We start from the raw sequence: 14234 nt of genomic DNA on the forward strand, positions 1-14234 counted from the left end.
TTTCACGGGGCCCCCGTTTCCTTTGCGTACCGCACTTCACGACCTGCCGCAGCGGGCAGCTGCAGGTCGTCCGACTCGGCGATGGTGAAGCCCACGCCGTAGAAATCGCGGACCGCCGCCATCCGAAGGTAGGCGTCGCTCACGACGAAACTCGTCTGCAACTTGGCGGGCGGTCCGATGGCCGAGACCCGGTAGGGCGACGGCACGGGCTGATTGTCGACGAGCATCGCCCCGCCCGCTTGGCGGATCGTGACGCCCGGACCGATCCGGACGTCGCCGACGGCGACGGCTTCCGCTCCGCTGGCCCAGAGCGCATTGACGACGGACTGCAGATCCCGGTCGAGCACACCGGACTGCGGCGAGCCCGGCACCCGCTGTGACGAGTCCGACAGGTCGGGGCGGGCGGCAGGGTCGGTCAACGTCACGACGATGCCGGGTCCGTGCACGGGTTCCGCCGCGGCGGCGGACTCGAGGGTTCGCAGTTCGGTGAGCAGCTGGGCGCCCTCCGCGTCGCCGGCGAGCACCTTGGCCCGCAGGTCGTCGACGCGTGCGGTCAGATCGTCGCGTGTGGTGGCGAGGCTGCGGCCGCGGTCCTCGGCGTCACGCACCTTCGTCAGCATCTCGGCTCGGGTCGCGTCCGCGTCGGAGGCCGACGACGACGCCTGCGCGTACGCGATGCCGAACACCATTCCCACCAGCAGCGCCCCGAGCGCGATCCACGCGCCGGCCGCGATGCGGGGCGGCTTCGAGTGCCCCTGTTCCCGATCCGCAGCCGCCCCGGCGTATCCGGGGTCGAGGTGATCGTTCATGAGGGACTTCAGCAGCGACGGGACCGGATTCCGTCGCACCGACCGGGGCGCGTCGCTCACGGGCCGCTCCGGGCCACCGCGCGCGCCACGCCGACCGCTTTCGCGATGTAGATGCCCGCGGTCCAGACGTAGAGCACCGTTCCCCACACGAGCAGTGCGTAGCCCCAGGCGTTCGCGATCGACGCTCCTGCCCAGTCGCTCTGGGCGGCCAGCAGGATCGGGAGTGCGAACATCAACGCGAACGTCGCGGCCTTGCCGAGGTAGATCACGTCCGGCGGGGGAAGACCCCGACGGCGGTACACCGGGAGCGTGAGCGCGAGGATCAGATCGCGCCCGATCAGGATCGCGGCGAGCCACCACGGGATGATGTCGCGCAGGACGAACGCGACGAGCGTCGAGATGACGTACAGACGGTCGACGAACGGATCGAGCAGGGCCCCGAGGCGCGACATCTGGTTCAGCAGGCGGGCCAGTTTGCCGTCCGCCCAGTCCGTGAATCCACTGAGCATCAGCACTGCCAACGCCCAGCCGTCGGCCTGCGGTCCCAGCAGCAGATACAGGAACAGCGGCACGCCCGCCAACCGGATCATGCTCAGAACGTTGGGGATCGTGAGAATGCGGTCGGCGCCGGGACTGGAGCTCACGTTCTGCTGTCCTACCGCGTCCACCAACGATCCTCTCGGCTCCCGTGCTGTGTCGGTACGCCACCCTTCCACATGCGGTGTCGCATTTCAGCGACCGACCGGGCAGGGCCGCGGCGCTCAGATGCCGAGCGTGTTGCGGGGCACGCGGGCGATCGCCCCGGCGGTGAGGCTGCCGAGGTACAGCCATTCGGGGGTTTCGCGGACGCCCGTGACCGGCGAGTAGCTGCCCTTCCCGCCCTGCAGGCTGTGGACGATGCGCCCAGCCGCATCGAGGCCGAGGACCCACGCGCGGTGTTCCGGGTCCGGTTGGACGAACGCCGGCAGGTTCGCTGTCAGGACGCGCAGGGTCGGGTGCGGGGCCACTCGGTCGAGCAGTGGCATTCGCGGGCTGTACAGCGCCACCCAGAAGATACCGTCGGCGGTCTGCGACGCGACATTGTCGGGAATACCCGGCAGGTTGTCCGCCCAGACCGACACCGCGCCCGTGCGCGGACCGGTCAGCTCGACCCGCTGGATCCGGTAGGACCCGGTCTCGGCGACCACCACGAACGACTCGTCACGCGCGAGCCCCACCCCGTTCGCGAACTGCAGCCCACTCGCGAGCAAGTCGATCTCACCGGTGCCCGGATCGAAGCGGAGCAGTCTGCCGGTACCCGAATGCTCGAGCAGATCCAGGCGGTGGTTCGGCACGGTGAACCTCGACGACGAGTCGGTGAAGTACACGACACCGTCCCGCGCGACGGCCGAGTTGTTGCATGCGAGCAGCGGAGTACCGAGAGCGGTGTCCGCGAGCAACTCCACGCGTCCGGTCTCGTCGACGCGCAGCAGCCCCCGTTCGCTGTCGCAGACCAGGTATCGGCCGTCGCCCAGCACCTCGACGCCGAGTGGCCGGCCTCCGGTGTGGGCGAGTTCGGTGGGTCTGCCGTCGGCGTCGAAACGCCACAGCCGTCCGTCCTCGCCCCCGGTGATCACGCGTCCCTCACCGTCGACGGCGACGTCCTCGGGACCCCGGCCCGTAGGGAGCTTCCACTGTTCGGTCGCGTCGAGCTGGCGACCTGGCGCGAGCACGCCGGTGAGCGCGGGCGCGGCGGGCGGCTGCCAGGCCACCGGCTCGATCCCGGTGCGGTCGAGTGCGCGCAACGCCGATCGCAGGAGGGTCACCGCGCTGACGCTAGTCCGGACGGCCGTCGTTCACGCCGATTTCAGCGCCACGCGAAGCTGGGCTGCGCGAACGCGGACACCCGGGTGTGTCTGCCGTGCAGCACGACCTCGCAGAACTGGTGGATCACGGCCCCGGTGGGCGCATGGATGTGCTCGCCTCGGAACGGCCAGCACGCCACCGGCTCGCCCGATCCGGGTATGTCGGTCAGCTGTGTCGGCACGTCGAGTTCGTCCAGCGGAACCGCGAACACGTGGGCCACCTCGGCCGGACTGGGCACCACCGAGTCGACGGACCGGTCCGACCACACCACGAACGGGGTCATGACGTAGCCGGACCGCGTCACGTAGTCGTCGAGACGGCCGAGCACGTTCTCGGGATCGACCTCGACGCCGAGTTCCTCGGCCAGCTCGCGCAGCGCGGCATCCTGCGCGGTCTCACCGGCGTCAAGGCGCCCGCCGGGCAGTGCGAACTGGCCCGCGTGCGCCCGCATCTTCGCGGGCCGCAACGTCAGAGGAAAGACCGGAATGCCGTCCTCGCCCTGCATCACGGCGATCACGACGGCTGCGGCACGCCGCTCCCCCAGCGGTACCGTCATCGCGTCGAAGTCGTCGAGCCTCGCCCGGATCTCGTTCTTCGACAGCCGCTTCGCCTCCGCCATGTCCGCCTCCCGCACCCCGCACCGCTGTTCGATCGATCATCCCCCATGCAGCCAGGTCCCCCGATATCGTGAGTGCCTGCGATTGGGGTTCGGATGAACATGTCGTCGCGCTTTCTCTCCCACCGGTTCCGGTGCGGCCTCCGCGGCCCCGAGTGCCGCCGCCGCGCCACCCGATCCGATGCCCGGTGTGTGGCAGGCTTCGAAGGCTTTCCCGCGGGAGACGAATCGTGAGCTACGACATCCGGTTTCAGGACCGCGACGAGCAGCCAGCGGGAGTCGTGGCAGGCGACGTCACCGTCGACCGGATCGCCGACTTCATCGGGGCAGCGTTCCGTGAGGTCGTCGCGGTCGCGGAGCGTTCCGGGACAGCGCTCGCGGGTCCGCCGTTCGCTCGGTACCGCCCGCTTCCGGGCGGCGTGTGGAACGTCGAGGCGGGCTTCCCGCTCGACCGTGAGATCGCTCCGGACGGAGAGGTGGAGCCGACCGCGCTGCCTGCGGGACCGGTCGTCACCACCGTCCATGTGGGCGGCTACGACACGGTCGAACCCGCGTACATCGCGTTGACGTCATGGATCGCCGAACACGGTTACCTCACCGTCGGGGAGGCGTGGGAGTGCTACCTCGACGGCCCGAACGTGCCCGATCCACGCACCGAGATCGTCATGCCCGTCACCCGGCCCGATGCCCGACTGAACTGACGGTTCAGTCGATGCCGCCCCCGGCAGCGCGCCTCTCGGACAGGTAAGGAAAGATCGCGCATCGTGATTCGCTCGGCTCGGCTCGGCCTCTTCTCCGCCCTCTCCACCTCTGCTTTGATTCTCACGGGGTGCAGCGGCACCCCGACCGACGGAGAGCCGGTCGTCATCTCGCGTGCGGCCCCGGCACCGGCCGCCGTGACGACCCCCGTCGACGCCCTGCCGCGCATCCAGACCACCCCGGCCGTCACACCGGCGACCGAGCAGGGCACCACCGCGCGCGTCCCCGCACCCGAAGCGGATTCGGCACGCGTCCTCGAACCGACCACGGAACTGAGCACCGAGGATCTGCTGTTCCTGTCGTACATCACCGAGTTCACGTTGATGGAGAAGTCGGAGAGCGACCAGATCCGTCTCGGGCTGTCGATGTGCAACTCGCTCTACCGGGGCCGCAGCAAGGCCGACGTCACCACCGACTACGTGGGCGACGGCCGCTACACGACGCCCGAGATCACGAACGTCCTGGGAGCAGCGACGGTCTCCTACTGCCCCGAGTTCGCGTGAGATCCAGATGACCGACGCGATCCCGTACGAGGAGATGCGACGCATCCTCGGCCTCCCCGTCCGCCGTACCCGGATCTCGGCGCCGTGGGCGATTCGCAAGCTCGACGCCGGCGCCCATGTCGGGCACTGGGGTGTCTGGAAGGTCTCCGGCGGAACCCGTGAACTGATCGACGCCCACCGCACGTGGACCGACGCGATCACGGACGTGAGCAGCCGTTCGGACCACCGCTGACGTCGACGTCCGCGGGCCGACCCGGGAGCCGCCGTCGGAACGACAAAAGTCCCAGGTGAATGATCACCTGGGACTTTTTCGGTCGGGCTGACAGGATTTGAACCTGCGACCACTTGACCCCCAGTCAAGTGCGCTACCAAGCTGCGCCACAGCCCGTCCACGCCCTCGTTCGGGCGCCTCAGAAGATTACAACAGTGTCGCTCCGGAAAGCGAATCGCCAGGTCAGAGGCAACTTTCGGGCTTCCGCTGCCCCCGCCGCACGAGTCCGGTGCCGGTTGGCCACCGAAACCCGTGCGACGTCGGACGATCAGCGCCTCTTGTTGCCGCGGTCCCGCTTCTCCCGGACCCGCACGGAGATGCGGACGGGACTGCCGTCGAAGCCGAACTCCTCCCGCAGGCGACGCTCCAGGAAGCGGCGGTAGCCGGCCTCGAGGAAGCCGGTGGTGAACAGCACGAAGGTCGGCGGGCGGGTGCCCGCTTGCGTCGCGAACATGATGCGCGGCAGGCGTCCGCCACGCATCGGCGGCGGCGTGGCCGCCACGACCTCCTTGAGCCAGTTGTTGAGGCGTCCGGTCGGAATGCGCTTGTCCCACGACTCCAACGCCGTGTCGAGCGCGGGGACGAGCTTCTGGACGGCCCGGCCGGTGTGCGCGGAGATGTTGACCCGCTGCGCCCACGGCACGCGGACCAGTTCGCGATCGATCTCCTTCTCGAGCATCAGACGCCGGTCCTCGTCGACCAGGTCCCACTTGTTGAAGGCGAGCACCAGTGCCCGGCCCGTGTCCGCCACCATGCTCAGGACGCGCAGGTCCTGCTCGGTGATCGGCTTCGACGCGTCGATCAGCAGGATCGCGACCTCGGCGGCCTCGATCGCCGACTTGGTGCGCAGCGACGCGTAGAACTCGTGGCCACTGGCGTGGCTGACCTTCTTGCGCAGGCCGGCGGTGTCGACGAACTTCCACACCTTGCCGCCCAGCTCGACGAGCGAGTCGACGGGGTCGACGGTGGTGCCGGCGACGTCGTGCACCACCGAACGCTCGTCACCGGACAGCTTGTTGAGCAGGCTCGACTTGCCGACGTTCGGCTTGCCGACGAGCGCGACACGCCGCGGCCCGCCGCCGCCGGTGCCCTCGCGCGGAGTCTCCGGCAGCACCCGCAGAACCTCGTCGAGCAGATCGCCGGTGCCGCGGCCGTGCGTGGCGCTCACCATGTGCGGTTCGCCCAGACCGAGCGACCACAGTGCAGCGGCCTCGGCCTCGGTGCGGGCGTCGTCGACCTTGTTCGCGACGAGGATGACCGGGGTCTTGGACCGGCGCAGCACGCGCACCGCGGCCTCGTCCGTCGCGGTCGCGCCGACGACGGCGTCGACCACGAGCAGGATCGCGTCGGCGGTGTTCATGGCCAACTCGGCCTGACGGGCGACCGACTGCTGCAGCCCCTTCGCGTCGGGCTCCCAGCCACCGGTGTCCTGCACCATGAATCGGCGTCCGGCCCAGTTGGCGTCGTACGAGACGCGGTCACGCGTGACGCCGGGGATGTCCTCGACGACGGCCTCACGACGGCCGATGATGCGGTTGACGAGCGTGGACTTGCCCACGTTCGGCCGTCCGACCACTGCGAGTGTCGGTACGGCGACGTGCTCCTCGGCGTCCTCGCCGTCGAGGAAGTCGGCGAGGTCCCAGTCGGATTCCTCGCTCCAGATTCCGTCGCCGGCGTACTCGGTCGCCGAATCTGCTGAATAATCGTCGGTCACTGCACTGCTCCAGTTCTGTCGCCTACCACCAGCAGCAACCTGCCGATCACGTCTTCGATGCCCAGTTCGCTGGTGTCCACCGTCACCGAATCCTCCGCCGGGCGCAACGGAGATACCGCGCGGGTGGAATCGAGGTGGTCGCGACGCTGCACGTCGGCGAGGACGGCGGCGAAGTCGTCACCGCGCCCCTCGGCGATGTTCTGGGCGTTGCGCCGCGTCGCCCGCGCCTCCGCGGAGGCCGTCAGGAAGATCTTCACGTCCGCGTCCGGCAGGACCACCGTGCCGATGTCGCGGCCTTCGACGACGATCCGCCCCGCCTGCGCCACGATGCGGCGCTGCAGATCCACCAGGAACGTCCGGACCTCGGGTACCGCGGACACCGCGGACACGGCCTGAGTGACGGCCGCGCCCCGAATCTCGGCGGTGACGTCCTCGCCGGCCAGTTGCACACCGTCAGCCTCGGGATCGGTGCCGATCGACAGCGGCAGCGACGCCGTGACCTTCGCGATCGCGGCCGGGTCACCGAGGTCGACGCCGTGACGCAGTACGTGCAGCGTCGCGATGCGGTACATCGCCCCGGTGTCGAGGTAGCGCGCGCCGAGGGCGATCGCGACCCTGCGCGACACACTGGACTTGCCGGTGCCGGACGGGCCGTCGATCGCGACGACCAGCGCGGTCCCGTCCGTCACAGACCCACCGCCCCGTACAGGCCGCCGACCTCGCCGCGACCGAGAACCCGCAGGGTGCCGGGACGACCGTCGCCGAGCGCGACATTGCCGATGTCGGTGCGGACCAACCGCACCACCGGGTGCCCGACGGCTTCGAGGAGGCGGCGCACGATGTGCTTGCGGCCCTCGTGCAGCACGACGCGGACCAGCGACTTGCCACCGTTGACGTCGAGGAGCGTGAACGCGTCGACCTTCGCGGGCCCGTCGTCGAGTTCGACGCCGGCCTTGAGGGTCTTTCCGACGTTGCGGTCGACGACGCCCTGGACGGTGGCCAGGTAGGTCTTCGGCACCTCGTACGACGGGTGCATCAGCCGGTGCGCGAGGTCCCCGTCGTTGGTGAGCAGGATCAGGCCTTCGGTGTCGGCGTCGAGACGGCCGACGTGGAACAGGCGCTGACCGGCCGAGACGCGCTCGGAGACGATGTCACCGATGCAGGGACGGCCGAGGTCGTCGGACATCGTCGACTGCCAGCCACGCGGCTTGTTCAGCGCGATGTGGACGAGGTCCTTCTTCACGACGACGCGGATGCCGTCGACGCGGACGATGGCGTTCTCGGGATCGACGCGCAGGCCCTGTTCGAGGACGATGCGACCGTCGACCTCGACCCGGCCCTGGTCGATGAGTTCCTCCGCGGCGCGCCGGGAGGCGACGCCGGCCTGCGCGAGCACCTTCTGCAAGCGCACACCGTCGCCCTTCATCGGCGCACGCTCGCGGTCGACGTCGGCGTACTGGTGCTTCGCGGGCTTCGCGTTGCTGATCGTGGGAGTGTGCGACTGCGCCTGGGCGCGCTGGGGCTTGGCCGACTTCGGCTTGCCCCGCTTGTTCGTCTGCTGCTTGTTCGCAGCGGTGGATCGGGCGGCGCCCTTGGCGGGCTGCCTCTTCTTACGGTCCGGTGTGCCATCACGGCGAGCGGGCTTGTTCACTTTTGATCCCTGTCAGTTTTCGATGTCGATCCCGGGGTCCGGCGCGGTCGCCGTCGACCCCGATGACGACGTAGACCTGTCCATTCTCGCAAATCGTGGATCGGCTTCCAGACTCTCGGTGATGTCATCGATCACATCGACGTCCGGAAGCAGCGGCGCGAGCGGTGGCAGATCCGCCAAAGACGCCAGCCCGAGGCGCTCGAGGAACAGTTCCGTCGTCGCGTAGGTGGTCGCTCCGGAGTCCGTGTCCACACCCGCCTCCGTGATCAGACCGCGCGCCAACAGCGAGCGGATCACGCCGTCCACGTTGACGCCACGCACCGCGCTGATCCGCGCGCGGGTCAGCGGCTGCCGGTAGGCGATGACGGCCAGGGTCTCGAGGGCCGCCCGGGTGAGCTTGGAGCGGGCGCCGTCGAGTAGCAGTCGCTCGACGTACGGCGCGTACTCGGTACGGGTGTAGAAGCGCCACCCGTCACCCGCGTAGCGCAGGTCGATGCCACTGCCCCGCTCGGTGAAGTCCGCCGCCATCGTCCGCAGCATCGTCTCGACCCGTGCCTCGGGAACACCGACGACGTCGGCGAGCATCGCCGACGAGGCCGGGGTGTCGACCACGAGGAGCATCGATTCGAGTGCCGCGGCGAGTTCGGAGTCGGGCAGCTCCGTGAACTCGTCCTCGAACGATCGGGCGTCGTCTGTTCCCACGTCGTCGCTGCCGACGGACGTCATCCGTAGTCCTCCTCGGTCGCGGGAGCCGTCCGGTCCTCACCGGTCCAGCTCACCATCAGCTCACCCAGCGGTTCGGGCTGCTCGAACAGCACCGCTTGCTCTCGGTACAGCTCGAGCAGCGCCAGGAACCGGGCGACGATCTGTACCTGGACGTCGCACTCCGCGATCAGCGCCCCGAACGGTGTCCACACGCCGGCGCCGCGTTCCCGCAGCAGTTCCAGGACCCGGGCGGCCTGCTCCGGAACCGACACTGTCGGTGCGTGCAGATGGTCGAGGCCCACCGTCGGAACCGGGCGTGGACGGAACGCGGTGGCCGCGATCTCCGCGAATTGGAGGGGGTCGACCCCGAGAAGCACCTCGGGGAGCAGACCGACGTAGCGCTCCTCCACCGACACCGACCTCGGGTAGCGGCGCAGCGCGGCCGACTCGAGTTCACCGAACAGTTGCGCCACCTGCTTGTACGCGCGGTACTGCAGAAGCCGGGCGAACAGCAGATCTCGCGCCTCGAGGAGCGCCAGGTCCTCGTCGTCGTCCACCTCACCGGCGGGCAGCAGACGCGCGGCCTTCAGGTCGAGCAGCGTCGCGGCGACCACCAGGAACTCCGTCGTCTGGTCCAGCTCCAGTTCGCTGCCGAGACTGCGTGTGTACGAGATGAACTCGTCGGTGACCTCCGCGAGCGCAACCTCCGTGACGTCGAGTTGGTGCTGGCTGATCAGCGTCAGCAGCAGATCGAAGGGCCCTTCGAAGTTGCGCAGCCGCAGCCGGAACCCCGAGGGTCCGTCTGCGGCGGGAGCCTCCGTGACGACGTCGGTGGCCACGACCACTACCGGCCGCTGCGATGGATGACCTCACGGGCCAGTGCCCGGTAGGCCTCGGCGCCGCCGGACTTGGGGGCCCACGTGACGATCGGCTCTCCGGCCACGCTGGTTTCCGGGAAGCGCACGGTGCGGTTGATCACGGTGTCGTAGACGAGGTCACCGAACACCTCGACGACGCGCGACATCACCTCACGGGCGTGCAGCGTGCGGGCGTCGAACATCGTGACGACGATGCCCTCGAGCGACAGGCGCGGATTGAGCCGGTCTCGGACCTTGTCGACGGTGTCGTTGAGCAGCGCGAGACCGCGCAGCGAGAAGTACTCGCACTCCATCGGGATGATCACACTGTCGGCGCACGCGAGCGCGTTGACGGTGAGCAGACCGAGCGACGGCTGGCAGTCGATCAGCACGTAGTCGTAGCGGTCCAGAACCGGATGGAGCACGCGGCCGAGTGTCTGCTCACGACCGACTTCGGTGACCAACTGGATCTCGGCTGCCGACAGGTCGATGTTGCTGGGCAGCAGGTCCAGTCCGTCGATCCGGGTGCGCATCAGCACGTCGTCGATCGACGTGCGCTCCACCAGCAGGTTGTGGACCGTCAGCTCCAGATCGTGGTGCGCGACGCCGAGACCTGCGGACAGCGCGCCCTGCGGATCCAGGTCGACGAGCAACACTCGCCGACCGTACTGTGCCAGCGAGGCGCCCAGGTTGATCGTCGACGTGGTCTTGCCGACGCCGCCCTTCTGGTTGCACATCGCGATGATCCGAGCGGGCCCGTGCGCGGTGACCGGTCCCGGCTCGGGTATCTCCCGCAACGGACGCCCGGTGGGGCCGAGCGGCGCGTCCGGTACCGGTTCGACATTCTCTGCGTACGACAGCGCGCCCCTGGAATGCGGGTGCGCTGGCTCCGCCTCCGGCGGCTGCGGTGTCACCACGGTCCGATGCTCCCCTGTCCTGTAGGTCCCATCCTGTCGCTGACTGATGCCGTAACGCTACCGCTTCGTGATCTCGAACGACGCCCAACACGCAACCGCGTCAGCGCGCTCTGGGATGCGCCTGCGCCCATACCTCGCGGAGCGCACCCACCGTGACCAGGGTGTAGATCTGCGTCGTCGTCACCGAGGCGTGGCCGAGGAGTTCCTGCACGACACGCACGTCAGCGCCGCCGTCGAGCAGGTGTGTCGCGAACGAGTGGCGCAGCGTGTGCGGCGACACCGCGACCGCGATGCCGGCCTTCTCGGCCGCGGTGTGCAGGACCTGCCACGCGCTCTGCCGGGACAGCCGCCCGCCACGGACGTTGAGGAACAGCGCCGGACCACCCCGCACCGACAACGCCGGCCGCCCTCGAACCAGATAGTTGTCGATCGCGGTGATCGCGGGCCGTCCCACCGGGACCACGCGCTCCTTGCCGCCTTTGCCGCGCAGCAGCACCGAACGCGACTGTGTGTCCAGGTCGTCGACATCGAGACCGACGGCTTCCGAGATGCGGGCGCCGGTCGAGTAGAGGAGTTCGAGCAGCGCCCGGTCACGCAGCGTGCGCGGGTTGTCCGCGGAACCGTCGCCGCCGGACGCTTCGAGGATCGCGAGTACCTCGTCGAGCGGGAGCGACTTGGGCAGCCGGCGTCCCGGGGTCGGGGGTTTCACCGCCCGCGCGACGTCCCCGCTGGTCACGCCTTCTGCCGCCGCGAACCGGTGCAGTCCGCGGACCGCGATGAGCGCCCGTGCCGCCGAACTGGGCGCCAGCGCAACCACTCCGTCCGCCGGATCGCCCTTGCGCAGAGCGACGACGAACTCGCTGACGTCCGTCTCGGTGACCGACCGGATGTCATCCGTCCCCCGCGCTTCGAGGAACCGTGCGTAGCGATCCAGGTCGCGGCGGTACGACGTGAGGGTGTTGCGTGCGGCACCCCGCTCGACGGCCAGGTGGTCCAGATACGAGTCGATCAGACCGCCCAGCTCCGTCATGCGGATCCGTGCCCGGCCCGACCGTGCTTGCGGCGGGCGAAGGCGTCCGGCCGGTCCACCCATGCCGCATCGGCAGACCGCAGATCCTCCCCCCGCGCGCGTGCCGCGGCGAGCGCGAGAATTCCCGACACCGCGGTCGCGTTCACGATGTCGCCCCGCAGCGCCATGGACACGGCATCGTCGAGCGGCACCCTTGCTATCTCGAGGTCGGCTTCCTCGTCGTGGGCGTCCGGCCGTTCGACGTCGTGCACGCCGGTCGCCAGGAACACGCGAACACTCTCGTCCGTGAACCCGGGTGAGAGCGCCACGTCGACGAGGATCGACCAGTCGTCGGCATCGAGGCCCGTCTCCTCGGCCAGCTCCCGGCGGGCCGCGTCGAGCGGCGCTTCCCCGGGCTCGTCGAGCAACCCGGCCGGCAACTCCCACAGTCGCCGGCCCAGCGGATGCCGGTACTGCCGGATCAGCACCAGCCGATCGAGGTCGTCGAGCACCGCCACGGCAACAGCCCCGTGGTGCTCGACGACCTCACGATCGGCTTCCCGCCCGCCGGGCATGGCAACCCGGTCCACCCGCAGGGCCACGATCGCCCCGCTGTACACGTCGCGTGAGGCGACGGTGTCGAACTCGTGTTCCCCCGGCAGGCTCATCGGGGGTTATCCGACGCTGTCCGCGGTAGCCGCCTCGGCAGCGTCCGCCGGCGACGATGCGCTGACGTCGGTGACCTCGACGGGAAGCTGCTCGGCAGCCTTGTAGTCGAGAGCCGCGCCGATGAACGCCGAGAACAGCGGGTGCGGGCGGGTCGGACGGCTCTTGAGCTCCGGATGTGCCTGCGTGGCAACGAAGAACGGGTGCTTGTCCGCGGGCAGCTCGACGAACTCGACGAGGTGACCGTCGGGCGAGGTGCCCGAGAACACGAGGCCGCTCTTGGCGATCCGGCTCCGGTACGCGTTGTTGACCTCGTAGCGGTGACGGTGGCGCTCGGCGACGTTCTCGCTGCCGTACGCCGCGGCGACGACGGAGCCCTTCTCCAGCACGGCCGGGTACGCGCCGAGACGCATCGTGCCACCCAGATCGGCCTCACCGGCGACGATCTGTTCCTGATCGGCCATCGTCGAGATGACGGGATGCTTGGTGTCGGGATCGAACTCCTCCGAGTTCGCGTCCTCGAGACCCACCGAGCGGGCCGCCTCGATGACCACGGCCTGCAGGCCCAGGCACAGACCGAGCAGCGGAATCTTGTGGGTGCGGGCGAAACGGATCGCGCCCAGCTTGCCCTCGATGCCACGGATACCGAAACCGCCCGGGATCAGGACGGCGTCGACTCCGCCGATAGCGGCCCGGGCACCTTCCTCGGTCTCGCACTCGTCGGACGGCACCCACGAGATCTCGACCTTCGAACGGTGCGCGAAGCCGCCGGCCCGCAGCGCCTCGGTGACCGACAGGTAGGCGTCCGGCAGGTCCACGTACTTTCCGACCAGGGCGACCTTGACGGTCTCGCGCGGGTTGTGGACACGATCGAGCAGGTCACCCCACACGGTCCAGTCCACGTCTCGGAACGGCAGACCGAGCTGGCGGACGACGTACGCGTCGAGGCCCTCGCGGTGCAGCACCTTGGGGATGTCGTAGATCGACGGCGCGTCGGGTGTGGAGATGCACGCGTCGACGTCGACGTCGCACATCAGCGCGATCTTCGACTTGAGTGCCTGCGGCACGTCGCGGTCGCAGCGCAGGATCAGCGCGTCGGGCTGGATACCGATGTTGCGCAGGGCCGCGACCGAGTGCTGCGTCGGCTTGGTCTTGAGCTCGCCGGACGGCCCGAGGTACGGAACGAGCGACACGTGCAGGAAGAAGACGTTCTCGCGGCCCACGTCGTGGCGGACCTGGCGCGCGGCCTCGAGGAAGGGCTGCGACTCGATGTCGCCGACGGTGCCACCGATCTCGGTGATCACGACGTCCGGCACATGGCCCTGGGCGTCGGCACCCGCCATGGCGAGGATGCGGCTCTTGATCTCGTCGGTGATGTGCGGGATCACCTGGACGGTGTCGCCCAGGTACTCGCCGCGGCGCTCCTTGGCGATGACCGCCGAGTACACCTGGCCGGTGGTGACGTTCGCGAAGGCGTTGAGGTCGCGGTCGAGGAAGCGCTCGTAGTGCCCGACGTCGAGGTCGGTCTCGGCGCCGTCCTCGGTGACGAAGACCTCACCGTGCTGGAACGGGTTCATCGTTCCGGGGTCGACGTTGAGGTAAGGGTCGAGCTTCTGCATGGTCACGCGCAGCCCGCGCGCGGTGAGCAGCTCACCGAGGCTGGAAGCGGTCAATCCCTTACCGAGGGAGGAGGCGACACCCCCGCTCACGAAGATGTGCTTGGTGGCGCTACGCGACTGGATGCGTGACTGTGGCAAAGGGGCTCCCGTGACGACTGTGCAGGACTTGGTCTGAGTTGAAGCTGCTGGGGGCCTGCCGACCCACGGGACTTCACGGTAACACCTTCTCGCGCAGTCGCCGCGCGCGGCGTACGTGTTGCGGAGCGACAGGCATCACAGTCGCCCGACCGCAG

At 69.2% G+C, this 14234-nt stretch carries 16 protein-coding genes and 1 tRNA gene; 3 read left to right on the plus strand and 14 right to left on the minus strand.

Features of this window, described 5'->3' with window-relative positions; translation table 11 throughout:
- Positions 1 to 2: 2 nt before the first annotated feature.
- The 4 genes from C7H75_RS13145 to C7H75_RS13160 form a co-directional block, all read right to left on the minus strand.
- Complete coding sequence (locus C7H75_RS13145) at positions 3 to 809, minus strand: DUF881 domain-containing protein (RefSeq protein WP_044991051.1); 807 nt, start codon at positions 807 to 809, stop codon at positions 3 to 5.
- A gap of 56 nt (positions 810 to 865) precedes the next feature.
- A complete protein-coding gene (gene clsA, locus C7H75_RS13150) occupies positions 866 to 1453 on the minus strand; it encodes a cardiolipin synthase ClsA (RefSeq protein WP_226347393.1) in 588 nt (195 codons plus the stop codon).
- Positions 1454 to 1570: 117 nt separating this feature from the next.
- The gene (locus tag C7H75_RS13155; protein ID WP_022596115.1) at positions 1571 to 2614 is read right to left on the minus strand and encodes an SMP-30/gluconolactonase/LRE family protein; all 1044 of its coding nucleotides are present in this window, start codon (positions 2612 to 2614) and stop codon (positions 1571 to 1573) included.
- Between the two features lie 41 nt (positions 2615 to 2655).
- A complete protein-coding gene (locus tag C7H75_RS13160) occupies positions 2656 to 3273 on the minus strand; it encodes an NUDIX hydrolase (protein WP_233281760.1) in 618 nt (205 codons plus the stop codon).
- A 227-nt stretch (positions 3274 to 3500) separates the two neighbouring features.
- On the opposite strand from C7H75_RS13160, the gene C7H75_RS13165 reads away from it, so the two are divergent.
- The 3 genes from C7H75_RS13165 to C7H75_RS13175 all read left to right on the plus strand — a co-directional run bounded on the left by C7H75_RS13165 (position 3501) and on the right by C7H75_RS13175 (position 4764).
- The gene (locus tag C7H75_RS13165) at positions 3501 to 3971 is read left to right on the plus strand and encodes a GyrI-like domain-containing protein (RefSeq protein WP_013416120.1); all 471 of its coding nucleotides are present in this window, start codon (positions 3501 to 3503) and stop codon (positions 3969 to 3971) included.
- A gap of 63 nt (positions 3972 to 4034) precedes the next feature.
- Positions 4035 to 4532: a DUF732 domain-containing protein gene (locus tag C7H75_RS13170; RefSeq protein ID WP_049799497.1), complete on the plus strand. Its 498-nt coding sequence runs from the start codon at positions 4035 to 4037 to the stop codon at positions 4530 to 4532.
- A gap of 7 nt (positions 4533 to 4539) precedes the next feature.
- Entirely contained in the window at positions 4540 to 4764 is a 225-nt protein-coding gene (locus tag C7H75_RS13175; protein WP_041674262.1) for a hypothetical protein, read from the plus strand.
- A gap of 82 nt (positions 4765 to 4846) precedes the next feature.
- Here C7H75_RS13175 and C7H75_RS13180 read toward each other — a convergent pair.
- The 10 genes from C7H75_RS13180 to pyrG form a co-directional block, all read right to left on the minus strand.
- Positions 4847 to 4920, minus strand: a tRNA-Pro gene (locus C7H75_RS13180).
- A gap of 151 nt (positions 4921 to 5071) precedes the next feature.
- A complete protein-coding gene (der, locus tag C7H75_RS13185; protein ID WP_005512985.1) occupies positions 5072 to 6517 on the minus strand; it encodes a ribosome biogenesis GTPase Der in 1446 nt (481 codons plus the stop codon).
- Positions 6514 to 7206, minus strand: a complete 693-nt coding sequence (gene cmk / locus C7H75_RS13190; protein ID WP_013416122.1) for a (d)CMP kinase — start codon at positions 7204 to 7206, stop codon at positions 6514 to 6516. Before cmk ends, der begins: the two co-directional genes overlap by 4 nt.
- On the minus strand, positions 7203 to 8168 hold the full coding sequence (locus C7H75_RS13195) for a pseudouridine synthase (RefSeq protein WP_005512980.1): 966 nt from the start codon (positions 8166 to 8168) through the stop codon (positions 7203 to 7205). The genes cmk and C7H75_RS13195 overlap by 4 nt, the downstream gene beginning before the upstream one ends.
- A gap of 12 nt (positions 8169 to 8180) precedes the next feature.
- Entirely contained in the window at positions 8181 to 8894 is a 714-nt protein-coding gene (scpB, locus tag C7H75_RS13200; RefSeq protein WP_022596125.1) for an SMC-Scp complex subunit ScpB, read from the minus strand.
- Positions 8891 to 9718, minus strand: a complete 828-nt coding sequence (locus tag C7H75_RS13205) for a segregation and condensation protein A (RefSeq protein ID WP_064076720.1) — start codon at positions 9716 to 9718, stop codon at positions 8891 to 8893. The genes scpB and C7H75_RS13205 overlap by 4 nt, the downstream gene beginning before the upstream one ends.
- Complete coding sequence (locus C7H75_RS13210; RefSeq protein WP_237169334.1) at positions 9718 to 10590, minus strand: ParA family protein; 873 nt, start codon at positions 10588 to 10590, stop codon at positions 9718 to 9720. Before C7H75_RS13210 ends, C7H75_RS13205 begins: the two co-directional genes overlap by 1 nt.
- A gap of 157 nt (positions 10591 to 10747) precedes the next feature.
- Positions 10748 to 11677: a site-specific tyrosine recombinase XerD gene (gene xerD, locus C7H75_RS13215; protein WP_106851444.1), complete on the minus strand. Its 930-nt coding sequence runs from the start codon at positions 11675 to 11677 to the stop codon at positions 10748 to 10750.
- The gene (locus tag C7H75_RS13220) at positions 11674 to 12324 is read right to left on the minus strand and encodes an NUDIX domain-containing protein (protein ID WP_106851445.1); all 651 of its coding nucleotides are present in this window, start codon (positions 12322 to 12324) and stop codon (positions 11674 to 11676) included. The genes xerD and C7H75_RS13220 overlap by 4 nt, the downstream gene beginning before the upstream one ends.
- A gap of 6 nt (positions 12325 to 12330) precedes the next feature.
- A complete protein-coding gene (gene pyrG, locus C7H75_RS13225; protein ID WP_106851446.1) occupies positions 12331 to 14079 on the minus strand; it encodes a CTP synthase in 1749 nt (582 codons plus the stop codon).
- Positions 14080 to 14234 lie beyond the last annotated feature (155 nt).

The organism is Rhodococcus (subgen. Prescottella) equi (assembly GCF_003013675.1).
In the GTDB taxonomy this organism is placed as follows: Bacteria; Actinomycetota; Actinomycetes; order Mycobacteriales; family Mycobacteriaceae; genus Prescottella; species Prescottella equi.

What these genes read in the sequence shown, in the direction of transcription:
- C7H75_RS13145 (WP_044991051.1), bottom strand. Translation starts at nt 809, where the DNA reads ATGAACGATCACCTCGACCCCGGATACGCCGGGGCGGCTGCGGATCGG.
- C7H75_RS13160 (WP_233281760.1), bottom strand. Translation starts at nt 3,273, where the DNA reads ATGGCGGAGGCGAAGCGGCTGTCGAAGAACGAGATCCGGGCGAGGCTC.
- C7H75_RS13175 (WP_041674262.1), top strand. Translation starts at nt 4,540, where the DNA reads ATGACCGACGCGATCCCGTACGAGGAGATGCGACGCATCCTCGGCCTC.
- scpB (WP_022596125.1), bottom strand. Translation starts at nt 8,894, where the DNA reads ATGACGTCCGTCGGCAGCGACGACGTGGGAACAGACGACGCCCGATCG.
- xerD (WP_106851444.1), bottom strand. Translation starts at nt 11,677, where the DNA reads ATGACGGAGCTGGGCGGTCTGATCGACTCGTATCTGGACCACCTGGCC.
- C7H75_RS13220 (WP_106851445.1), bottom strand. Translation starts at nt 12,324, where the DNA reads ATGAGCCTGCCGGGGGAACACGAGTTCGACACCGTCGCCTCACGCGAC.